General features: G+C 63.7%; 17 protein-coding genes, 1 tRNA gene and 3 pseudogenes. 11 read left to right on the top strand and 10 right to left on the bottom strand.

Translation table 11 applies throughout. The features are described from left to right. Window positions 1–218: 218 nt before the first annotated feature. Window positions 219–974: an NADPH-dependent F420 reductase gene (locus tag WDM24_RS00390; RefSeq protein WP_338830028.1), complete on the bottom strand. Its 756-nt coding sequence runs from the start codon at window positions 972–974 to the stop codon at window positions 219–221. Between the two features lie 159 nt (window positions 975–1133). On the opposite strand from WDM24_RS00390, the gene WDM24_RS00385 reads away from it, so the two are divergent. After that, entirely contained in the window at window positions 1134–1517 is a 384-nt protein-coding gene (locus WDM24_RS00385; RefSeq protein WP_338830027.1) for a helix-turn-helix domain-containing protein, read from the top strand. A gap of 721 nt (window positions 1518–2238) precedes the next feature. Further along, complete coding sequence (locus tag WDM24_RS00380; protein WP_338830025.1) at window positions 2239–3789, top strand: CHASE3 domain-containing protein; 1551 nt, start codon at window positions 2239–2241, stop codon at window positions 3787–3789. Window positions 3790–4390: 601 nt separating this feature from the next. Here WDM24_RS00380 and WDM24_RS00375 read toward each other — a convergent pair. Together WDM24_RS00375 and WDM24_RS00370 are read right to left on the bottom strand one after the other, a co-directional pair. Further along, a complete protein-coding gene (locus tag WDM24_RS00375; protein WP_029084462.1) occupies window positions 4391–4759 on the bottom strand; it encodes a DUF427 domain-containing protein in 369 nt (122 codons plus the stop codon). A 67-nt stretch (window positions 4760–4826) separates the two neighbouring features. After that, window positions 4827–5384 carry an SDR family NAD(P)-dependent oxidoreductase gene (locus tag WDM24_RS00370; protein WP_338830024.1) on the bottom strand — a complete coding sequence of 186 codons (558 nt, stop codon included), beginning with the start codon at window positions 5382–5384 and terminating at the stop codon, window positions 4827–4829. Here WDM24_RS00370 and WDM24_RS00365 point away from each other — a divergent pair. From WDM24_RS00365 to WDM24_RS00355, 4 genes and pseudogenes are all read left to right on the top strand, one after another. After that, a pseudogene (locus WDM24_RS00365) lies at window positions 5302–6598 on the top strand (IS3 family transposase). The gene WDM24_RS00370 and the pseudogene WDM24_RS00365 overlap by 83 nt on opposite strands. Window positions 6599–6811: 213 nt before the next feature. Beyond that, a pseudogene (locus tag WDM24_RS44275) lies at window positions 6812–7108 on the top strand (DNA cytosine methyltransferase); the annotation flags it as partial. Window positions 7109–7201: 93 nt separating this feature from the next. Further along, the gene (locus WDM24_RS00360) at window positions 7202–7798 is read left to right on the top strand and encodes a hypothetical protein (RefSeq protein ID WP_338830023.1); all 597 of its coding nucleotides are present in this window, start codon (window positions 7202–7204) and stop codon (window positions 7796–7798) included. Window positions 7799–7815: 17 nt separating this feature from the next. Then, the gene (locus WDM24_RS00355; RefSeq protein ID WP_338830022.1) at window positions 7816–8280 is read left to right on the top strand and encodes a very short patch repair endonuclease; all 465 of its coding nucleotides are present in this window, start codon (window positions 7816–7818) and stop codon (window positions 8278–8280) included. A gap of 271 nt (window positions 8281–8551) precedes the next feature. On the opposite strand, the gene WDM24_RS00350 is transcribed toward WDM24_RS00355, so the two are convergent. The 4 genes from WDM24_RS00350 to WDM24_RS00335 all read right to left on the bottom strand — a co-directional run bounded on the left by WDM24_RS00350 (window position 8552) and on the right by WDM24_RS00335 (window position 12626). After that, window positions 8552–8627: transfer RNA gene (locus WDM24_RS00350), tRNA-Thr, on the bottom strand. Window positions 8628–8735: 108 nt separating this feature from the next. After that, window positions 8736–10499, bottom strand: a complete 1764-nt coding sequence (locus WDM24_RS00345) for a heme biosynthesis protein HemY (protein WP_338830021.1) — start codon at window positions 10497–10499, stop codon at window positions 8736–8738. Window positions 10500–10519: 20 nt separating this feature from the next. Beyond that, window positions 10520–11776, bottom strand: coding sequence for a hypothetical protein (locus WDM24_RS00340; RefSeq protein WP_338830019.1), 1257 nt, complete (start codon window positions 11774–11776; stop codon window positions 10520–10522). A 121-nt stretch (window positions 11777–11897) separates the two neighbouring features. Continuing rightward, a complete protein-coding gene (locus WDM24_RS00335; protein ID WP_338830018.1) occupies window positions 11898–12626 on the bottom strand; it encodes a uroporphyrinogen-III synthase in 729 nt (242 codons plus the stop codon). Window positions 12627–12823: 197 nt separating this feature from the next. On the opposite strand from WDM24_RS00335, the gene tsaD reads away from it, so the two are divergent. Next, complete coding sequence (gene tsaD, locus WDM24_RS00330) at window positions 12824–13897, top strand: tRNA (adenosine(37)-N6)-threonylcarbamoyltransferase complex transferase subunit TsaD (protein WP_338830017.1); 1074 nt, start codon at window positions 12824–12826, stop codon at window positions 13895–13897. 13 nt (window positions 13898–13910) lie between these two features. After that, window positions 13911–14891, top strand: a complete 981-nt coding sequence (locus tag WDM24_RS00325; protein WP_338830016.1) for an NAD(P)H-dependent glycerol-3-phosphate dehydrogenase — start codon at window positions 13911–13913, stop codon at window positions 14889–14891. On the opposite strand, the gene WDM24_RS00320 is transcribed toward WDM24_RS00325, so the two are convergent. Beyond that, window positions 14892–15656 (bottom strand): haloacid dehalogenase type II, encoded by a 765-nt coding sequence (locus WDM24_RS00320; protein WP_166307788.1) that lies wholly within the window; start codon window positions 15654–15656, stop codon window positions 14892–14894. A 250-nt stretch (window positions 15657–15906) separates the two neighbouring features. Here WDM24_RS00320 and WDM24_RS00315 point away from each other — a divergent pair, with 250 nt between their 5' ends. Beyond that, window positions 15907–17028: an alpha/beta hydrolase gene (locus WDM24_RS00315; RefSeq protein WP_166300371.1), complete on the top strand. Its 1122-nt coding sequence runs from the start codon at window positions 15907–15909 to the stop codon at window positions 17026–17028. A 176-nt stretch (window positions 17029–17204) separates the two neighbouring features. Next, the gene (locus WDM24_RS00310) at window positions 17205–17618 is read left to right on the top strand and encodes an EVE domain-containing protein (protein WP_338693882.1); all 414 of its coding nucleotides are present in this window, start codon (window positions 17205–17207) and stop codon (window positions 17616–17618) included. Between the two features lie 34 nt (window positions 17619–17652). On the opposite strand, the pseudogene WDM24_RS00305 reads toward WDM24_RS00310, so the two are convergent. Beyond that, a pseudogene (locus WDM24_RS00305) lies at window positions 17653–18639 on the bottom strand (IS30 family transposase); the annotation flags it as partial. 179 nt (window positions 18640–18818) lie between these two features. Continuing rightward, window positions 18819–19991: a DNA topoisomerase IB gene (locus WDM24_RS00300; RefSeq protein WP_338693884.1), complete on the bottom strand. Its 1173-nt coding sequence runs from the start codon at window positions 19989–19991 to the stop codon at window positions 18819–18821. A gap of 835 nt (window positions 19992–20826) precedes the next feature. Between WDM24_RS00300 and acs the strand changes: the two genes are divergently transcribed. Next, a complete protein-coding gene (acs, locus tag WDM24_RS00295; RefSeq protein ID WP_338830014.1) occupies window positions 20827–22767 on the top strand; it encodes an acetate--CoA ligase in 1941 nt (646 codons plus the stop codon). Window positions 22768–22897: the final 130 nt, after the last annotated feature.

Here is a 22897-nt window from a genome sequence, read left to right as displayed (position 1 = left end):
CTGCAAGCCTGGCGAAGTAGAACTGACCGCCAGTGACCTGAGAACTCCCGCTAATCTCTCGGCCGCCGACCGCATCGCGTTCACCGACAAGTGCATCGCCCACTGCCCAGCATCATTAGACGGCGCCGCCCGATCAGCAGCGGCGACCGGAAAAAGAAAAGGATGGCTAGGCGCATGCGAGCGCCTCCGTCCGCGACGCCTGGCCCGAACATCCGGAACTAGTCCGGCAGGCCAGCTAGCGAGCGCAGCAGCGGCACGCTGTCTTTTGCGATGATGCCGTTGGGCAACTCCATCATCTTCTTCAACGCCACGTCGCGGCGCTCGCCGAGCTTGGCGCGGTCGTCGACGGTCAGGCCCTGCATGACCTCCTTCAGTCGCGAGGCGCCGAGGTTGGTGCAGTAGGCGGCGCTGCCCGGCTGTTGGCGCCAGGACGCGTCAAGATCGCCGGCGTCGACCCCGTCGAAGCCGATCTCCTCGATTAGGCCGATCACCACATCCTTGGCCCGCTGGTCGTCGCCCGTGACCGGCAGGGCGATGCGCTCCGGCGAGCCCTTGGGGCGCCCTCGATTTCGGAGGCTGTCAATCGAGATGTTGCTGAACGCCTTGACGACCGGTCGTCCCAGCTGCTCGGCGACCCACTTCGTCTCGGGCATGCCGCTTTCCAACGGCTCTATGCGTCCGTCACGCATGGAATAGTAGTTGCCAGTGTCGACCACGATGAGGTCGTGGCGCGCGCCATCGAATAGATTGGCCGGAAATTGCTGGATAGCCTTCATCGGCACCGAGATGATCAGTACGTCTGACTGCTTGGCGACATCGACGACCGACACCGCCGTCGCGCCGACCTCCTTCGCCAGGTCGGCGAGCGTCTCGGGGCCGCGGGAGTTTGCGATCCGCACGTTATGCCCCGCGTCCTTGAGCTTTCGTGCGAGGCAGGCGCCGATGTTGCCGGCGCCGATCAGACCGATTTCCATGGTTTCTCCGTTCTAGTGGCTTTGCGTCCTTGCGGCCCGCCCCTCTGGCAGACCTTCGGCGGGTCCCCCGCTGCGCCCAGTCAATGAATGTGACCTAGGCCAGATATGGGGCTATGCATGTCGAAAGCGCAAGAACGCCTAGCGACAGGACTTAGTCAGATGGGTAGGACTGCCTCGGACGGACAAATTCTGAGAGACAGCCGCAGGGTCGGAAAGGTGCTTGCGCGCGTTGGCGACAAGTGGAGTGTGCTCATCATCGTACTTCTCGGTGGCGGGGCCCGTCGCTTCAACGAGATCAAACGGAGCATCGCGGGCATCTCGCAGCAGATGCTGACAAGAACGCTGCGAGGGCTGGAACGTGACGGCGTTGTCAAACGGACAATACTTGCGTCCAGTCCCCCTCAGGTTGAATATGCTCTGACAAATCTCGGTCGATCTCTAAGCAAGCCGGTGCTTGCCCTCGGGAAATGGGCGTGTGAGCACATCGAAGAGGTCAACGAAGCGCAGAAACTGTTCGACGAGGGAAAGCGGCATGCGGACTAGCGCCCGGAAGATGCTGGTGCGCCGCGGTGTGCGAACCGGATGACATCCGAGGAGCTCGCGCGACCACGAATGAGTTTCACGTCCTCTGACCGCCATGCCCGCTTTGGGTCAAACTCGGAAGTCGGAACGCGCAGCCGTGAGGTCCGCTTCACCGCTGACGTCGGACTTCGATAGCCAGTGCGGCATCTTCCGAAAAGGGCCACATCCCGACTCACGCGCCGCGGCAAATAGCTGCTTCGTTCGATTAAGTGGTGCCGAAGCAGCAAAGGCGGGTTGGGCTCAGCCCAAACTTAGTGCCGAAACTGCCGTGCTGCTTGAGCATATCCAATCCGGCGTTCGGGCGGAATTGGACATCGCGCCGTACCCCGAGCGAGTATCAGGCGCACGTCGTCGGCAAAGACTTGCTCCAGAACGTCCTGTTGCGCGGGACTTCCTCCGAGACGGTACATCCCTGTCGAGGATTGGTTTCAGGAGGTCGACGGCACGGGAGTGTTCACCTCGCCGATTCGCCAGCGCTCCCTCAGATATGGCCAAAGCTGTAGTTCCAACGACGGCCCCCGTCGCCAAGACCGAACGAGCGCATCGCATCAAGCGTCCTACGGCGCGGAACTTACGGACGCGCCACTTTGCCCTATGGCCACTCCATTGCTAATGCCCTCGCTCGGGGACAATCTCGACTAACGAGCTGGTCATTCGGTGGATTTCGGCTTTCGAGGATCATGTGTCCGCTTTTCCGAATTTGCAGATCTTGCACAAGCTCATGGTCGCGTTTGCCGCAGTAGTTGCGATCATATTTGTGAGCAGCGCGATTGTATACGACAGGCTTCGCGTGATCGAAGCGGCCAAAAATTTGCGGGTCCACACCACTGACGTGTTGGACACGCTAGACATGGCACTGGAGGCAATGTTGGATCAGGAAATCGGTGTGCTCGGCTATTTGCTCACCGGCGACCAGAAATTTTTGGAGCCCTATCATAAGGGCGGCCAAGTCTTCGGCGTGGCGATCAGGAGGCTAAGGGACCTCACCTCGGACAACCGCGCTCAGCAGAGCCGGCTTGATGAATTAAACGAGCTGGCGACGAAGTGGCGCTCGGAGGTCGCCGAGCGGAAGGTCGCGCTGATGGCGAACCCAAAGACGCGCGAGGAGGCACACGCGTTGACGGCCTCGGAGGTCAGCAAAACCGCAATGGACCTCGTCCGCGGCAAGCTGGACGAAATCGACACGGTTGAGCGCGACTTATTGGCAAAACGCGACGTCGTGCAGAAACAGGCGTACGCGACTGCATATGCAATGACCATTCTCGGCGGCGCAGCCTCGCTCATGACCGCAGTGCTGATGGGCGTTCTACTCACGCGCACCATCACGATGCCGATCACCCGCATGACCAGCGCCATGGCAGCATTGGCCAGGGGCGACACCAGCATCGAAGTCCCCGGGGTTGGCCGGGGCGATGAAATCGGTGCGATGGCGGCGGCGGTTCGAGTGTTTAAAGAGCGCATCATCGAACGCGAGCGGACCCAGGCAGAGCTCGCGCACTTCAATCGCATCGCGACGGTGGGGCAGCTGACGGCCTCGATTGCCCATGAGGTCAATCAGCCGATTTCCGCGGCGGTCACCAACGCCGAGGCGGCTCTGCGCTGGTTGGGTGCCCACCCGCCCAACCTCGATGAGGTCCGTCAGGCCCTCACCTGGATCGCCGCGGACGGGAAACGGGCCGGAGACATCATCAGCCGGATCCGAGCCCTGATCAGGAAGGCGCCACCGCCCAGGAGCCGTTTTGACCTCAACGAAGCCGTCCTCGACGTCATTGCCCTGGTCCGGAACGAAGTGCTGAGGCATCGCGTCTCGCTGCAGACGCAACTCGCCGGGGACTTACCGCAGATCGAAGGTGATCGCATTCAGCTGCAGCAGGTGATCCTCAACCTGGTCGTCAATGCCGTCGAAGCCATGGCCAGCCTCGACGAGGGGGAGCGGGAGCTGCAGATCAGAACCGAAGCGGACGCCGTCGGCGGCGTGCTCGTCAGCGCGCTGGATTCCGGCATGGGATTCGAAGCGTCGAGCATGGACCACATCTTCGAAGCCTTCTACACAACCAAGCCCCATGGCATAGGCATGGGCTTGGCCATCTGTCAGTCGATCGTCGCGGCGCACGGGGGACGGATGTGGGCCACCGCAAATAAACCTCGGGGCGCCATATTTCAGTTCACCCTACCTCCGAAGCAGGCCGGGACTGCTTCCGCCGAGCACGATGGCCCAATGCCGTTGGGGTGAGGTTGCGGGTCTTGAGGAGCGAAAGCGTGGTGGCAATGTCAGCTGCGGTCGCCTTGCGCTCGGATATCGCTTTGGGGCGATGATGGCGCTCGACCCACGACGCTTGCTAGCACCCCGGCCCGGGTAGAGTCCGACGACGCCGACCTGTGCGGTGGAATTGGCCAAATTGCCGAACTCCTGTGCGAAGTTTGGCCGCGTCGAACGTGAACATCGCGGCGGCGCTGCCGACGTAGATGGCTGTTGCGGCCAGGCCTATTGAACTATTTGCGGACGAATCCGCGAAGTGGACCAAAGTCTTCAAGATTCTGAGGCCACGGCAGCATGAGCCCGCCGATCGGCGGTTTCTAGCCAGGACCGTTTGGGGTCAAACTCGGAAGTCGGAACGCGCAACCGCGACGTCCGCTTCACCCCCGACACCGGACTTTCGATAGCCGGCGCGGCACTTCCGAAATGGGCCAAAAGGCGACATGCCTGCGGCTGATACAAATTGGAGGGGCGCCTCATAATCCCGTTTGTTGAACAGTGCGTTGAATGCTCGAGGACAAGCGTTTTGTTCCTTTCTTCCATCGACGCCATCTCTCATGCTCCTTCCTCTCGCCGATTAGCTTATCTCGTCGACCCGGTCCGGGTAGAAGGCGACGTAATCCTTGATCTGCGCCATCGCTTCAAATGGCGTCTCATAGGTCCACACCGCATTGAGGGAGCGATCTCCGCCAGCCGGAATGCTGTAATAGGAAGCGTCACCCTTGTAGGGGCAATACGTCGTGTGTCCACTTCGCACGAGCGCGGCCATGTCGACATCCCGACGCGGGATATATTGAACGGCCGGATAGGAGGCTTCGCGAAGCGTCAGCGCATCGCAGGTGTCGGCGATGATCTTTCCGCCAACTTCGACCACGACACGAGATGGATTTGCCTCGATCGAGATGGGGTGGTCGGACCCCGGAATCTGCAACGCTTTATCAGCCATGATTTGCATCCTTTTCAATTGGAAACGGGTACCTCTGGACGCCGTGTAACTCCGGCGTCCAGAGAGGTCAGCGACTCTTGCCGCCATCGACGTTGAATACATGGCCCGTGATGAACGATGCTTCGTCCGACGCGATGAAGGCGATGGCGTTCGCGACCTCCTCTGGGCGGCCGAGGCGATCCATCGGAACAGTCGTTACCAAAGCCGCCTTGTTCTCCGGCGTGCCCGTAAAGCGGGTCAGCATGCCGGTATCGATGGGACCAGGCGCCACGACGTTGACACGGATCCCCGATCTGACGGTCTCAAGCGCCACCGACTTGGTGATGCCTTCGACCGCATGCTTGCTGCCGACATAGACAGAGGCGCCAGCCGCACCCTCGTGACCGTAGGTCGAGGAGATGTTGTGTTTGCCGTCAGGGCGTGTGAGACAAATTGAAGGATTTTGCGGAGGGAGGATTTCTGGTTCATCGTAGCCACCAGGAGCGAAGATGAAGCAGAAATCCGGACCGGGCAAAGCGCCGGCAGAACAGGTACTAAGGGACATTCGGCGCCAGACCCGCCGGCAGTATTCGGCGGAAGAGAAGATCCGCATCGTGCTGGAAGGACTGCGGGGCGAGGAGAACATCTCCGAGCTCTGCCGGCGTGAGGGCATTGCCGCTCAATGTATTACGGCTGGTCGAAGGAGTTCCTCGAAGCCGGTAAGCGCCGCCTGGCGGGCGATACGGCGCGTGCGGCGACCTCCGGCGAGGTGACGGATCTCCGTCGTGAGACGGCCGCATTGAAGGAAGTCGTGGCCGACCTCACCCTTGAGAACCGCCTACTCAAAAAAAGCATGAACGGGGATGGGGAGGACGAGGCATGAGATATCCTGCGTCCGAGAAGGCCGAGATCATCCAGTTGGTCGAGCAGTCGCACCTGCCGGCCAAGCGCACGCTGGACAAGCTCGGGATCCCACGCGCCACGTTTTATAGATGGTATGATCGCTATCGTGATGGCGGCGTCGAGGCGCTGGCTGACCACCGGTCTCGACCTGACCGGATATGGAATCGCATCCCCGACGATGTGCGGGGCCAGATCATCGACCTGGCGCTGGAGCTGCCCGAGCTGTCGCCGCGCGAGCTGGCCGTGCGGTTCACCGACGAACGGAAGTATTTTGTCTCCGAGGCATCGGTCTATCGGCTGCTGAAGGCGCATGACCTCATCACCAGCCCCGCCTATGTGGTGATCAAGGCGGCGAACGAGTTCAAGGACAAGACCACCGCCATCAACCAGCTCTGGCAGACCGACTTTACCTACCTCAAGATCACCGGCTGGGGCTGGTACTACCTGTCGACCGTGCTCGATGACTTCTCGCGTTACATCGTCGCCTGGAGGCTTGGTCCCACGATGTGTGCCTCCGACGTCACGGCCACACTCGACCAGGCACTCGCGGCCTCCGGCCTTGACCACATCACCGTCGCGCACCGGCCGAGGCTTCTCAGCGACAATGGTTCGAGTTACGTCGCGGACGATCTGGCCAGGTGGCTCGAACACAAGGGCATGCAGCACGTGCGCGGCGCTCCGTATCATCCCCAAACCCAGGGAAAGATCGAGCGCTGGCATCAGACCCTGAAGAACCGCATTCTGCTCGAGAACTATTATCTACCTCACCACCTCGAACGGCAGATCGGCGCCTTCGTCGAGCATTACAACCACGTCCGCTATCATGAGAGCATCAAAAACCTGACCCCGGCTGACGTCTACTTCGGCAGAGCCGAGACCATCCTAACCGAACGACAGCGCATCAAGCGTGAGACCATCGCAAACCGCCGCTTGCAGCACCAACTGCAGGCCGCTTAAACTCCAACAACAGATGAGCCAGAGCCTCCCTTCTCGAAAAGCCTGATTAGTCTCAAATTATCTGACGACGGACAAGGATGGGACGAGCCTACACCACCCTACCGAGGCCCTATAACGGAGCTGCAGAAGAAATTGAGAGCTTCGCTTCCAAACGAAGTACTCTTTGATCATGTCACGCGCGCTGTCAGGAAAGACGATCTGATTGCGTTTCGTATGATGACGGACAAGACCCGATATGATCAGCTTCCGGAAGAACTACGCAGGTACGATGCCAATAGCTTTACCGACAAGTACAACAGATTAGCTTGGGACGAGCCTTGCCGTACCATCGCCGCGCATATGTCTAAGGATGGATACTGGTATATACACCCCGACCAGCACCGCACTTTGTCTATTAGAGAAGCAGCAAGAGTTCAGTCGTTTCCTGACTGGTTCAGGTTCGCGGGTCCGCGGACAGCTCCCTTCAAACAAATAGGTGAGGCCGTAGCCCCTTTCGTTGCTCAAGCTATTGGGCGAAGGATACTCGACTTCCTCGGCTCATCTCAGGGTCGAGGTCGCCCAAGCTCTCGGTTGGTCGATACGCACCTAAAGATTCGCAAGACCATGCGGAAATGGTTCGATAGCGAGGCGAAAAAGAATTCGCAGCGGCCTTGGCGGCTCGAAGCCGACGTCTGGCTAAATCTGACAGGCGAGTTACTTTTTGGCGACAGAGGGCAGCGCGGGAAGGCGCATTTATTCTGGCCAAACTTCCGCAAAGACTGGCCGGACCCCCGGGCCTATCTCCGAGACGATCACCGCGCTGGCCACCTTCGCACAATCGGGATGAGCAAGATTGCGCCTACCCTCGATGCGTTCGCAAAGTATCTTGCCGCAAACAATGCGCCGTCAGTCCGAGAGCTGATATCGATTGGAATAAACGAAAAGACAGCTCGTCGCGCGATGGCTTTAAGCGAGAAAAGCCACGATCGGCCCAACGATAGCGCACTCATTCGCGTAGCAAGTCGTGTCTTTGAGCGCGTGGCGGGACAAAAATCGAATATCGAGAATCAGATTGCTACCGCGCTTCTCGTTGGCAAGGATGAAGACGCAGTACTTTATGCGGCAGCTATTGAGCTTGGCGAAACAATCTGCACGGCATCGGCCCCTGCCTGCATGTTGTGCCCGATCGAACTGAACTGCTCTCACTTACGTAAGGGTTGAAGCGGAGCCTCTCATCCTTGAAGAAGATTGCAGAGAAAAAGCTGAGGGCTCACCGGGGAGATATCATGTCCCCCGAGAAGCGGAGCGTGCTCATGTCTCGGATCAGAGGCCGAGACACCGGGCCCGAAAGGATGATCGCAGAGCGAGTGTCCGGCTTGGGGTTTCGTTGGGAAAGCCATTCGGCGGATTTGCCGGGCCGGCCGGATTTCGTCTTCCGCGACCAGCGAGTCGCAGTGTTTGTTGATGGTGATTTCTGGCACGGCTCGCGGTTCCCAACCTGGCGCCATAAGTTGTCTGAGGCTTGGGAGGAAAAGCTCGCGGCTAACATTAAGCGCGATCAACGAAATCGGCGTATCCTGCGCCGGAACGGTTGGCGAGTCGTCGGCATATGGGAACATCAGATTGAACGAGATCTGCCCCTCTGCATTGATCGCATCACGCGAGCATTGTTCGCGATCCCTTCGAGAAGAATTGAAAGCTAGCTCTCTTCGCACTGCTTACGCGTATTTCGTGCTGGCCGCTTACGTATAATGCGCCGGGCATAGTGGCGGAGGGTCAGGGATTCGAACTCTCGGTACAGTTTGACAACCGAAACCGCGCAGCCCTCCGATCGCCGACACCTTTCCTTCAAACCTGTAACCCGCAGGTAACCACGGCGCTTGAGGGCACGATCGCAAGGCCTAACTGGGCCACGCAAAGGGGTCGGGGTGCGTCATTGCTAACTGCGAAAGCGCTTCCGGCCCGGTGAAAGGGTGGTGCCGCAAGAGGGATTCGAACCCCCGACCCCGTCATTACGAATGACGTGCTCTACCAACTGAGCTATTGCGGCGAACCGTTCGGCAACGGCCTGATAATTCGCGCCACCTGATATCGGGCATGACCCCGATTGGCAAGAAGATGCGGTTATTTAACCTCACAGCCGTTACCTAACCGCGAATTAGCTGCCCAAACGCGCCAGAAATCCGCGCCAACCGCCGATCTGGGCCTTGGGTGGGCCGATTTGTTCCGCAAATTCGTCCACGGGGCCGTCCTCATCGACCCCGGGGTCGTCGGGGGCCCTGATAATCGGGATCACCGCCGGAATGGGTGCCGGCGCGGCCTTGGGGAGGTCGGTCCGCGAACGGAACAAGGGGGCCGGGGCCGGGGGCGCCGGCTCGACCGCCGGCGGCGGGGCCGGCTCCGGTGCGGCGGCTTCGGCCGGGGCCGACTCGGCCTCGATGGCGGCCGGCAGCGGGGCGTTATCCTGCACGGGCGGAGCGGACGGCTCCTCCACGGGCTTCATCTCGACCGGCTTGTCCTCGACCGGCTCAACCGGCTTTGCCGCCGGCGGCTCATCGGCCACCTCCTTGGGCGGCTCGACCCGCCGCGGCGCCAGCATCGCCTCCTCGAAGGGCGAGGGCTCGATCGCATGGCCCTTGTCGGACGGCAGCGCCGCCACCGGCGTCTGCCACTGGAAGGCATCGAGACGGCCGGTGACCGGCGACACCGGACGCCAGCGATCCGAGACATAGCCGTCGGCGGTCCACACCGGATCGTGCAGCGCGCGCACCGCGCGCAAGGTCCAGGCCCGCGCCCGGCCGCTGTCGCCGTGCTCGGTGCGCTCGATCTCCGCCATCAGCAGCGCGACCCGCTGCGTCGGCGCCGCAATGAACGGCTCCAGCGCGGCACGCGCCTTCGCAAATTCGGACGCATCGATCGCAGCACGCGCGATCGCCAATGCGCCTTCGATATGGCCTGGAGTCTTCGCCGCCAGCGTCTCGACGCGCACCAGGCGCTGGCGCGCGGCATCGCCGAGCCGGACATGGGAATAGGCATCGGCGAGATCCGGATGCGGTTGCGCCAGCCATGCGGTCTCGACGATGCGCATCGCACGGCGCACCTGATGCGCCTCGCTCTCGAATTTGGCTGATAGCACGGCGGCCGGAATCAATGTCGGCGCCAGCTTGACCGCCTCCATCGCGCTCGAGCGCGACAGGTCGCGATCAACGGTCTCGAACTCCAGCGCGCGCGCCGTCAGCAGCACACCGCGCTGCCGACGATAGGTCGCCTTGTCGATCAGTCCGGCGGTCTGGTTGTTGTCGATGATCGACAGCGCGCCGGCCCAATCGCCCTTGGCGCAGCAGAAACCGAGCACCGCATGCGAGGCCCATGACGACGACGGCGACATTTTCAACGCTTCCTCGGCGATCATCACGGCCGCCACCGGATCGTCGGCGCGCTGCGCCTCGATGAACAGACCGCGCAGGCCGAGCAATCGTGTGTCGGGACGCTCGGCCATGGCGCGGAAGGCGCGCTGCGCGCCGTCGCGGTCGCCGTCGAGCTGTGCCGATTGCGCGTGCAGCAACAGCGCCAGCGGATCGCCGGCGGCGTGGCGCCGCGCCACTTCGGCATGCGCGCGGGCGCCTGCGGAATCGCCGTGCCCGATCGCGAGCAGGCCTTGCGTGATGGCATGACGGCCGCGGGCGTGACGCCGTTCGCGCCTGCCACGGCGGATGTGGCCCGGGACCTTCCACAGCCCGCGCAATATGACGCCGGCGACCATCGCGGCGACGATGACGAGGCCGAGCAGGTACATCGGCTGCTTGGAGGTCAGGCGGAAGCCGCCCCATGACATCACGAGATCGCCGGGCTGATCGGCCATCCAGGCCGCGCCCGCTGCAGCGAGCGCGATCAGCAGCAGGAACAGAATGATGCGGATCATCAAGAACCTATTGCAAAGATTTACTGGTTGACCGTGGCGAGCGCCGCCATGGCGTTGTCGGCAAATTTACGCGACGCGTCGAGCGCGGCGCGGCGCGCGTCTACCTTGTTGAGCCAGGCTTGCGCCGCAGTGCGATCGGCCGGCGGCAACGACTTCAATTCACGCTCGGTCAATGCGAGGTCATTATGCACGGCGGCCGATGTCACGCGCGCGACGATGCTGCCGCGATCGGTCCCCGTGCCATCGGTCCGCTCGATGCGGATCAGCTTGGAGGCGCCGGCCTGCAAACGATCGACCAAGCCGGCATTCGCCGTCGCCGCTTCCGGCGCCGGCGGCGCCAGTTGCGGCACGATCTCGATCAGCTCGCGGCACAGCGCGTTCGGGCTCGGCACACCTGACGTCGCGAACGTCTCGAGCGGCTTCAGCATCGCGGGATCATCCGCGAGCGCTTTCGCGGCCTCGAGCGCGGAGCCATAGGGATCGCCATGGCGAACCGCGACGTCGAGCAGCGACGCCGCGACCACGCGGCGCAGCGGCGCATCGTCCGCCTTCGCCTCGGCCTTGGTGTCGGCGATCTTGCTGTCCTGCCTGGCGATCGCGGCGCCCTGCGCCTTCACCGCGCCCTCGACCTTGTCGATGCGCGCCGTGATGCCGGAGATGTCTGGCGCAGCTGCGCCATCGCGCGGCGCAGCCTTCGCGTCGTTGACCGCGGCGGCAAGCTTGTCGGATTGCGCCCGTGTTGCGGCAAGCTCGGTGCGCAGCGCGGCGATCGATTTGTCGAGCGCCTCCAGCCGCGCCGTCGCCGCAGGATCGGCAGCCGCCGCGGCCGGCCGGCTGGCCTTTGCTTCGAGCGCGGTCAGGCGCGTGCCGAGTTCGTCGATCGTTACCGCGCTGGGCTGCGGCGCCGAGGCCGTCTGCACCGCGGGCCAGCCGAGCAGCCAGCCGACCCCGATCACCAGCGCCGCCGCGACGGCGCCCGATACCGGCGCCACCACCCAGGGCGACACCGGCCGCGCCGGCTCAGTGTCCCGCGCCACGGAGGCGGTCTCGGGCTGCGGCTCCGCCTCAGGCGCAGCTTCGGGCTGGCGCTCGGCTTCAGCCGCGGCAGCGTCCGCCTCGGCAGCTTCCTTGACAGCGTCCTTGGGAGCCTCCTCGGCCCCCTCCGTCTTTGGCGGCTCGCTGGAGACCTCGGTCGCCTGAAGATCGATGGTCGGCGGCGCGCGCTTGGGCCGGGAATCCGGCGAAGGTCCTGGGTCGTCGGGCCTTTCTTCAGCCATCGCAGGGGGTCCTCAAAACTATTGGCCGCACATTCTAACAGAATCGGCCGAAGTTCTTAGAGCACGATCCGAAAAACCGGGCACCGCCTAACATCATGTCGAGACGAAAGAATTATACCGCTCACGGCCGCAGGGTGCGGCTGAGTGCCTCGAGCAGGGCGTTTTCGTCGGGCTGTGCCGCCACCACCACCTTGGTCGCGCCGGCGTCACGGAGCACTGCGGCTACCGCCGCCGAAATGCAGCATTGCGGCAAAGCGAGGGCCGATATCTCGACGCCATCGGCCCGTATTGCGTCCAGGAACGCCTGCGCGCTGCGGCGGGAATAATGCAGCACCGCGGTGATCCGGTTCGCCAGGAAAGCGTCGCTGACCTCCCTGGGAAAGGCCGCCACCGGCGCCATCCGGTAGGTGGTGTGGGTGACGACGGTCAGCCCCTTTTCGCCCAATTCGCCCGCCAGATCGCGCGAGAGGTCGGCGCCGGCGAGATGGAGCAGCGTCGCCGAGGCCTCGAGTTCGCCGGCCTTGACCCGCGCCAGCACGAGATCGCGCAAGCTGCCGGCGTCGCCCTTGGCCACGATCACCCTGTCGAAGCCCGCGGCGCGCGCGGCATCGGCGGTGTGCGCCCCGACCGCAAACAGCGGCAGAAGCAACAGCCGGCTGGCCGTGAGATCGACCGCGCGCAGCGCATTGGCGCTGGTCAGGATGACGGCGTCATAATCCCCATCGTCATCATGGAACGGCAACGGCTCGAAGCGCAGCACCGGCGCAACCAGCGCGTCAAAGCCGCGCCCCCGCAGCGTCGCGAGCGTCGCGTCATTGTCCGGATGCGGCCGCGTGACAAGGATCGTCACGGTTCAGGCCTCCAGTCTTGGATTGGACCTTGGATTGGACCTTGGAAAATGGACCTTGCCGACCGATTGCACTTCAAGACCTCGCAATGCTACCCCGGAGGGAACATTTCTAGTGAGCAGATCGGGCCGGAACCCGGTTCCGGCCCGTCCGGATCATGCTCGTAGCACAAGGGCCGAAATTGGGACACGAACCACCGATGCTGGTGTTGGGGATCGAGACCACCTGCGATGAAACTGCGGCCGCCGTGGTCGAGCGGCAGGCCGACGGGCAGGCAAAAATCCTCTCCAACGTCGTGCGCTCGCAGACCGATGAGCACGCCCGCTTCGGCGGCGTGGTGCCGGAGATCGCAGCGCGCGCACATGTCGACCTGCTCGACGGCATCGTCGCCTCCGCGATGAAGGAGGCCGGCGTCAGTTATGCCCAATTGTCGGCGGTTGCGGCGGCCGCCGGACCCGGCCTGATCGGCGGCGTGATCGTCGGTCTCACCACCGCGAAGGCGATCGCGATGGTGCACGATACGCCGCTGATCGCGGTGAACCATCTCGAGGCGCACGCGCTGACGCCACGGCTGACCTGCGCGCTGGCGTTTCCCTATTGCCTGTTCCTCGCCTCGGGCGGCCACACCCAGATCGTCGCCGTGGTCGGCGTCGGAGACTATGTGCGGCTCGGCACCACGGTCGATGACGCGATGGGCGAGGCGTTCGACAAGGTGGCAAAAATGCTGTCGCTGCCCTATCCGGGCGGGCCGGAGGTCGAGCGCGCGGCCGCCGGCGGCGACCCGACGCGGTTTGCCTTTCCGCGCCCGATGCTCGGCCGCCCCGATGCGAATTTCTCGCTGTCGGGACTGAAGACCGCGGTGCGCAACGAAGCGAGCCGGCTGGAGCCGCTCGAACCGCAGGACATCAGCGATCTCTGCGCGAGCTTCCAGGCGGCGGTGCTGGAATCGACCGCGGACCGCCTGAGCGTTGGCTTGAAACTGTTCGAGGAGCGGTTCGGCACGCCGCGCGCGCTGGTCGCGGCCGGCGGTGTTGCCGCCAACCATGCCATCCGCAGTGCGCTGCAGGATGTCGCGGCGACGGCGCAGACCACGCTGATCATCCCGCCGCCGGCGCTCTGCACCGACAATGGCGCGATGATCGCCTGGGCCGGCGCCGAGCGGATGGCGCTCGGGCTGACCGACACGATGGAAGCGCCGCCGCGCGCCCGCTGGCTGCTCGATGCCAACGCCAAGGCGCCGGCCGGCTACGCCAACAGCCGCGCCGGATATTGAACCGAGGGTTTTGATGCCCGCGCACAAGTCAGTCAGTGTGATCGGTGCCGGCGCCTGGGGCACCGCATTGGCCGAGGTCGCGGCGCGCGCCGGACGCAAGGTGACGCTGTATGCGCGCAATGCCGAGCATGCGGCGCAGATCCAGACAACACGCGTCAACCCGAAGCTGGCTGGTTTTCAACTCCAGCCCGGCATCGTCGTGACGTCTGACATCGCTACTGCCGCCCGCGCCGACATCATCCTAGCCGTGACTCCGGCGCAGCATTTGCGCGCCGCGGTCGGTCATATCGCGTCGCACCTCAAGCCAGATACGCCTGTCATCGCCTGCGCCAAGGGCATCGAGCACGGCACCCACAAATTCATGACCGAGGTGATCGCGGAAGCAGCACCCGGCGCCGTGCCCGCGATCCTGTCGGGACCGAGCTTCGCCGACGACGTCGCGCGCGGCTTGCCGACTGCGGTGACGCTGGCCGCCAGGGACGAGGCGCTGGCCGGCGCGCTGGTGCAGGCGCTCGGTTCAGCGACCTTCCGGCCCTATCACACCACCGATGTGCGCGGCGTCGAGATCGGCGGCGCAGCCAAGAACGTGCTGGCGATCGCCGCCGGCATCGTGGTCGGCAGGAATCTCGGCGCCTCCGCGCTCGCAGCGCTGACCACGCGCGGATTCAGCGAGCTGGCACGATTGGGCCGCGCCTGCGGCGCGCGCGCTGAAACCCTCGCCGGCCTATCGGGATTGGGCGATCTGCTGCTCAGCTGCTCGACCGCGCAATCGCGCAATTTCGCGCTCGGCCTCGCGCTCGGACGCGGTGAAGCCGCGCCGGTCGGCAAGCTCGCCGAGGGCGCGTTCACTGCGCCTGTCTTGTGCGAGCTCGCCGCTTCGCGAAAGGTCGACATGCCGGTATCGAACGCGGTCGCCGCGATCCTCAGCAACCGGCTGACCATCGACGCGGCGATCGAAGGCCTGCTGACACGTCCGTTCAAGGCGGAAGGTTAGTCAACGCCCCGTCGCGAAGGCGACGAGGTCGTTCAATCCCGATCCCATTCCGTCAGACGCGACGCCAAGCTCCTCGACTGCCGCGTTGGCGCGGTTGACCCAGAAGGTCGGATAGCCGAACCACTTCGCTCCAGCGACATCCCAACCGGCGAACGCCGCAAAGACGATCTCTTCTTTCGGCAGCCCGAACGCGTCGACGCCCATCTGGTAGGCGCGGGCATCGGGCTTGAAGGCCTGAACCCTGTCGGTTGAGAGGTGAGGCTCCAACAGCCCCTCAAGCCCGGAGTTCTTGATGGCGGCATCGAGCATCGGCGCGGTGAGATTCGACAGGAACACCATGCGAAGGCCTGCATCACGCAGCTGCCGCAGCGCCGGCCCCACGTCAGGCCACGCCTTCAGCTCCAGATAGGTCTGCATCAGGCGGTCGCGCTGCTCCGCCAACAGCTCGATCTTCAACGCCTTGGCCGCGAAGGCCAGCGCGTCCTCGGTGACGCGCCAGAAATCGGTGTAGCGTCCGCCAAGCGTCCGGAGCCAGCCGTACTCGAACTGCCGCGTGCGCCACAAGGCACTCAACTCGGCACCTTTGCCAGGAAATATCTCCTCCACGCGCGCGAATACCGGACGTGGATCGATGATCGGAAAACCGTCGAAGGCGATCGCCTTGAATGACGAACGCCCTGCGGCGCGCACCTGGGACGGCAGCACTGCCGCCGTCGCGACCGAAACTGCGGTCATGGCCGTGAACGTGCGGCGATTGAGAAGCATGTGACCTCCGTCGAACAAGCGACGACCGTTCACAGAAAAAACGTATTGGCACAATCGCCCGATTTCGGCAGAGACCATTCCAGATTTCAAAACAATCGACGCCTGCTGGCGCGGCCGTTCGGGTCGGAGCAATAACCCTCCAAAGTGTCTCGCAAGCCGCCCTTCACGGCCTGAAGGCGCTGTACTAGCGTGGCGGCGAGCCGTCGGATCCCGGTCTAACAATCGAAAGCGGATCCCAAGGGAAAAACACATGCGTCAACCGCAACGCGCCATCGTTTCGCTCAGCCTTGTTTCGTTCAGCCTTGCACTCGCTGCCTCTTCCGCCACGGTCCACGCCCAAACTGCAGCCTCGTACGACGACCTTGCCAGGAGCGAGGCCGCAGCCAACGCCGACAACGGCAAGCGGGTCGCGCCGCTCAAATCGATCGGCAATCCCGCGAATGACGTCTCTCCCGAAATGCAGGCGATCATCGGCGCGCCCTATCCGCCGCATTTCAATGCCGACCCGAAGACATCAGCGGAATGGAAGGAGCTGATCGATCGCCGTGCCAAGCTCTTGGTCGCGGGTCTTCCGGCGATGAAGACGAAGCTCGGCGTCAAGGTCGAGGAAACCAAGATTGCCGGCGTACACTGCTTCATCGTCACGCCGAACAAGATCGCGCTCGAGAACCGGCGGCGCCTGCTGATCCACGTGCACGGCGGCGGTTATGTGTTCGGGCCCGGCGAGGCAGCGTTGCCGGAAGCCATCATGATGGCCGGCTTTGGCGGCTTCAAGGTGATCTCGGTCGACTACCGGATGCCGCCGGACTCCCCCTATCCGGCCGCGCTGGACGATGCGATGGCGGTCTGGAAGGCGGTCTTGAGGTCGCATGAGCGCCACCGGCTCGCGATCTTCGGCACCTCGACCGGCGGGGCGATGACGCTCGCAATGGTGTTACGCGCGAGGGATGAGAAGCTGCCGCTGCCCGCCGCCATTGCGCCGGGCACGCCATGGTCCGATATCGACAAGATCGGTGACAGCTACGCGAGCAATGAGTGGGTCGACAATGAGCTGGTGACCTGGGATGGATGGCTCGGCCGCGCGGCGAAGCTCTATGCAAACGGGACCAGTCTGAAGAATCCCTACATTTCGCCGATCTACGGCGACTTCAAGGGTTTTCCGCCGACCATCCTGACGTCAGGCACGCGCGACCTGTTCCTCAGCAACACGGTTCGCACCCATCGCAAATTGCGGCGCGCCGGCGTGATTGCTGATCTCAATGTCTATGAAGGGCAGTCGCACGCCCAGTACCAGATGAACGTCGATGCGCCCGAGACCAAAGAGGCGTTCACCGACATCGCCAAATTCTTCGATCGATATCTGAAGCAGTGAGCGTGATGGCTTCCTCATTTGACGCGTCTTCTTCGCGCGAACCGGTACCCATCCCGCATCAAGTGCGGGACAGGCTTCGCGCGAAAACGCTCTGATCAGATGCCCGCGCTTGTCGCGGGCATCTGTGTGCCTGTAGATTGCCGCGCAATCGGCGTTTTGGAACGGGGTGAGTTGCGATGAACTACTGGCTGGTGAAATCCGAGCCGTCGACCTGGTCGTGGGACCAGCAGGTCGCCAAGGGCGCGAAGGGCGAAGCCTGGACCGGCGTGCGCAACTTCACGGCGCGGCAGAATCTCGTCAACATGAAGAAGGGCGACAAGGCGTTCTTTTATCATTCCAATGAAGGCAAGGAGATCGTCGGCATCGCCGAGATCATCAAGGAAGCCTATCCGGATCCGACCGACAAGACCGCCAAGTTCGTCTGCGTCGACATCAAGGCCGACAAGCCGCTGAAGACGCCGGTGACGATGGCCGCGATCAAGGCCGATAAGAAGCTCGCCGACATGGCGCTGGTGAAGTATTCGCGGCTCTCGGTGCAGCCGGTGACCGCGGAGGAATGGAAGATGGTCTGCAAGATGGGTGGGCTGTAGCGTTCCTCTCCTGTCGTCCCTGCGAAAGCAGGGAGGTGGATTCACACTCGAAGTGCAACACTTGGGAGAAGGCCTCGGCGGGAGTTTGGAAGTCAAGAGATTTGCGCGGGGTGTTGTTGTAGGCGTTGAAGGACTGATGGAAGCGGCGGGTCGGGAGGGTTGCGAGGTCGGTTTTGCGCGGGATGAAGCGCCGCATTCGACCGATCGCATTCTCGATGCCGCCCTTCTGCCAGGGCGCGTGCGGATCGCAGAAGAAGGTCTCGATCGCGAGGCGGTGCAGCGCCGTGTGGCAGGCGAACTCGGTGCCATTGTCGAAGGTGACGGTCTGGCACAGGTCCTGTGGCAGGGATGCGAACAAGCGAACGAGATGACGGGCGACCCCGCGCGCAACCTTGCTGGCGAGGCGGATGCCGAGCAGCAGGCGCGAGGTGCGCTCATGCACAGTCAGGACGGCCTGACCGTATTTGGAGAACATCATCAGGTCGGCTTCCCAATGACCGGGAGTGCTGCGATCGGCGGCCTCGATAGGCCGTTGATCCAAGGAAACACGGCCTTCGATGAAGCTTGCGGGGCTGCCGCCCTTCTTGCCGCGGTAACCGCGCTTGCTCTTGCCGCGCGGCAGATAACGCCGCCAGCTGAAGTCCGAGGTGCGTCGGATCTGGGCGTAGATGAAGCGGTAGATGGTCTCGTGGGAGATCACCTTGCGGCCGTGTTCGCGGGCCAGCCGGCCGGCGACCTGCTCGGGCGACCAGCCCCGACCCAGGCGTTCCAACACCGCACGGCGCAGGCCGGGCTCCCGTTCGAGGCGTACGCCCGTCCAGCGCCGTGCTCGCATCTGTTGCTGGGCATAGCTGGGTTTGTAGCCGACCTGGACGCCTCGATTGCGGGTCAGCTCCCGAGAGATCGTTGATGGCGAGCGATCCAGAGCTGCCGCGATTTGCCGGACCGAGCTGCCATTGGCCGAAAGCCGGGCAATCTCGCATCGCTCGTCCAGGGATAGCTGCTCGTAACTCCGCCCCATCGCAACACCTCCTCAAGGAAGTGTTGCACTTCGTTTGTGAACTCAGGGGACCCATAACCACACGTCTCTCTCAGTCGCGCAGGGCAGCGGCCCCAGCGTTCTACATCTTGGACATTTGTGGTTATGGGTCCCGGCTCGCGCTTCGCTTGGCCGGGACGACGGTGAGTTGGGTGTGAAGCTTACGCCCCCGCCGCCATCACCACCTGCGCCAGCAATTGCTCGCGCTTGGACTGGGTGCGGTAGCCTCCCATCGTCGCGGCGAAGCGTTCGAGGATGCCGTCCTCGAACGCGGTGACGATGGTGTCATGGACGTAGCTCTTGCGGCAGATCGCCGGCGTGTTGGACAGCTGGTCGGCGGCGGCACGGATCGCGTCCAGCACCTGGCGCTTGCGGCCGCGCTGGCTGGTGGCCGGCGTGATCCGCGACAGCGACTCCACGACGACGGCCGACGCCATCAGCGTGCGGAAATCCTTCAGCGAGATCTTGATGCCGGCGATCTCGCGCAGGAACGCGTTGACCGCCGTGGTCGAGGCGGCGCGGACGATGCCGGAGCGGTCGTAGTACTGGAACATGCGCTTGCCCGGGACACCGCGCAGGATGCCGATCGCCCGCACCAGCTTGGCCGCGTCGCATTCCTTGCGCACCGCCTTGCCGCCCTTGGCCTTGAAGGTCAGCACCAGAGAATCGTCTTCAAGCGTGACGTTGGACTTCAAAAGCGTGGTGGCGCCGCGGGTGCCGTTGAGGCGGGCATAGGATTCGTTGCCGGGCCGGATCGCGGTGCGCGCGATCAGCTCGATCACCGCCGACAGCGCGAATTCGCGCGTCGGCTCGTCGCCGGACAGGAACGCCGAGACCTTGCGCCGGATCTTCGGCAGCGCCGCCACGAGCTTGGCCAGGCGATGCGCCTTGCGCTGCTCGCGGACCTTCTCCCAATCGGCGTGATAACGGTATTGCAAACGACCTGCGGCATCGCGGCCGACCGCCTGCAGATGCGAACTCGGATCGTTGGAGTAGCGCACCTGGCGATAGGCCGGGGGAACCGCCATCGCGTGCAGCCGGCGGATCGTCCGCGCGTCGCGGACGCGCGAACCGTTGGCGCGGACGAATGAATAATTCTTGCCGCGCTTGATGCGGCGGATGGTCAGCTCGTTCTGGTCACCGAGCCGCAGGCCCAGATCGCGCGCGAGATCCTCGACGGAGGTCTTGATGGGCGTGTCGAGGTTGAGCTTGGCTCGCGGCGGCTGCAACTTTGCCTGCGGCCGCTTGGGCCATTGGCCCAGCGCCTTCGCCAAGGCGACAGCGGGATCGGCGGACATGGGCCGCACAGCCGCGATGTTCTGCTGATCCATCATACTTCCAAAACGCCTTGTTCCGCTGTTCTCCCGGTAATGCCGTTGCTTCGGGCTTCGTTCCGGTGGGGCCGTCCGGCCTCGGATTGGCGATTTAAGGCGTCGGGGCCGACATTGCGAGTCGCGAATCAGTTATTGACGGTTTCTAATTACCTTTCATGGGTGCCATTCGCCCGTAACCTTGATTTTGGCCTGTCCGGGACCGGTCAAAATGGCGGGATCAATGCCCGGAACCGGCTTTGACAGGGCCGAGCAGGCCGGGCCGGACCGCGCAGACCAGGTCGGAGATCGTGCCCCTTCGTGCGCAATTCCGCGCTCAAACGCCGCCTGATGCCGGCGGCCCCCGGGCTGGCCGAACCGCTGGCCCGCGGGCAGGGTTTGCGGGGGTCACCGGCGTCGCCTCGACAAATTCGTAGCTCACGGGCCGTCGGGCCACGCCGGTCGCCGGCGGAGCAATTGTCGGCGTCGATCATCGCGGCGGCGTCCGACACTTCGTTCAACTCTGCCTGAAGCCGTCGAGCCAAGTCGGCGCCGGCGGGTCGTCATCGTGCAGCGACACTGCTGCTGTGACCGCGAGCTGCACAGAGCGCGACATCACTACGACCAAGAGACCAGTGACGCGGAGCACGCGATCGCGCATAGGTTTCGCTCGTCAACGAGGCGCGGTAAACCGCCCGATCAGATGCGGAGGCCGGCGGAATGTCCGGCGGCTTCCCCGCGACGAAAGTGACAGTCCTTTTTCCTTGCCGGGCCGGAATGCGGCAACGCATAATCGCGGCAATGATCAAGACGGCTTGCCGTCGCGTCGTGTGCGATCGGCAATGAGTGGAGGAAAGCGATGTCCGAGAAGATCTATGACGTGTCGGCCGATTGGGCCAAGCGCGCCTATGTCAACGACGCCAAATATCGCGAGATGTACGCGCACTCGGTCAAGGACCCCAACGGCTTCTGGGCCGAGCACGGCAAGCGGATCGACTGGATCAAGCCCTTCAGCAAGGTCGAGAACGTCTCCTTCGCGCCCGGCAACATCTCGATCAAATGGTTCGAGGATGGCGTGCTGAACGTCGCCTGGAATTGCATCGACCGGCATCTCGAGAAGCGCGGCGACCAGACCGCGATCATCTGGGAGGGCGACGATCCCTCCGAATCCAGGCACATCACCTACCGCCAGCTGCACGACGAAGTCTGCAAGATGGCCAACATCCTGCGCACCCGGAACGTCAAGAAGGGCGACCGCGTCACGATCTATCTGCCGATGATTCCGGAAGCCGCCTATGCCATGCTGGCCTGCGCGCGGATCGGCGCCATCCATTCGGTGGTGTTCGGCGGCTTCTCGCCTGACAGCCTCGCCCAGCGCATCAAGGACTGCGATTCCAAGGTCGTCATCACCGCCGACGAAGGCCTGCGCGGCGGCAAGAAAGTGCCGCTGAAGGCCAATGTCGATGCCGCGATCGCCAAGACCGGCGGCGTCGACTGGGTCGTGGTGGTGAAGCGCACCGGCGGTGCGATCGACATGAACCCGACCCGCGACCTCTGGTATCACGAGGCCGCCGAGATGGTGACGACGGAATGCCCGGCCGAGCACATGCATGCCGAGGACCCGCTGTTCATCCTCTACACCTCGGGCTCGACCGGCACGCCGAAGGGCGTGCTGCACACTTCCGGCGGCTATCTGGTGTTCGCCTCGATGACGCATCAATACGTGTTCGACTATCACGACGGCGACATCTACTGGTGCACCGCCGACGTCGGCTGGGTCACCGGTCACAGCTACATCCTCTATGGGCCGCTCTGTAACGGCGCGACCACGCTGATGTTCGAAGGCGTGCCGAACTATCCGGACAATTCGCGGTTCTGGAACGTGGTCGACAAGCACAAGGTCAACATCTTCTACACCGCACCGACCGCGATCCGCGCGCTGATGCAGGGCGGCGACGAGCCGGTGAAGAAGACCTCGCGCCAATCGCTGCGCCTGCTCGGCTCGGTCGGCGAGCCGATCAATCCGGAAGCCTGGGAGTGGTACTACCGCGTGGTCGGCGACGAGCGCTGCCCGATCGTCGACACCTGGTGGCAGACCGAGACCGGCGGCATTCTGATCACGCCGCTGCCCGGCGCCACCAAGCTGAAGCCGGGATCGGCGACGCGGCCGTTCTTCGGCGTGGTGCCGGAGATCGTCGACGCCGACGGCAAGACTCTGGAAGGCGAGACCTCGGGCAATCTCTGCCTGACCAAGTCATGGCCGGGCCAGATGCGCACGGTCTATGGCGACCATGCGCGGTTCGAGCAGACCTATTTCTCGACCTACAAGAACAAGTACTTCACCGGTGACGGCTGCCGGCGCGACGCCGACGGCTATTACTGGATCACCGGCCGCGTCGACGACGTCATCAACGTCTCCGGCCACCGCATGGGCACCGCCGAGGTCGAGAGCTCGCTGGTCGCGCATGAGGCGGTGTCGGAAGCCGCCGTGGTCGGCTATCCGCACGACATCAAGGGCCAGGGCATCTACGCCTATGTCACGCTGATGAAGGGCACCGAGCCGACCGAGGCGCTGCGCAAGGAGCTGGTCGCCTGGGTCCGCAAGGACATCGGCCCGATCGCCTCGCCGGATCTGATCCAGTTCGCGCCCGGCCTGCCGAAGACGCGCTCCGGCAAGATCATGCGCCGTATCCTGCGCAAGATCGCCGAGGACGAGCCGTCGAGCCTCGGCGATACCTCGACGCTGGCCGATCCCGCCGTGGTCGATGACCTCGTGCAGAACCGGCAGAACAAGAAGTAATCCGGCTACCGCAAGATCGGGACATGAAAGAAGGGCCGCGCGATCACCGCCGCGGCCTTTCGCTTTGCTGCAGCAACGAACGTCTTGGCGCTGGAATTTCCACATTCGTCATGGCCGGCATAGCCGTCCG

It is taken from the genome of Bradyrhizobium sp. 27S5 (assembly GCF_037217225.1).
GTDB classification, from domain to species: domain Bacteria; phylum Pseudomonadota; class Alphaproteobacteria; order Rhizobiales; family Xanthobacteraceae; genus Bradyrhizobium; species Bradyrhizobium septentrionale.
This window is presented reverse-complemented; position numbering and strand designations above follow the sequence as displayed.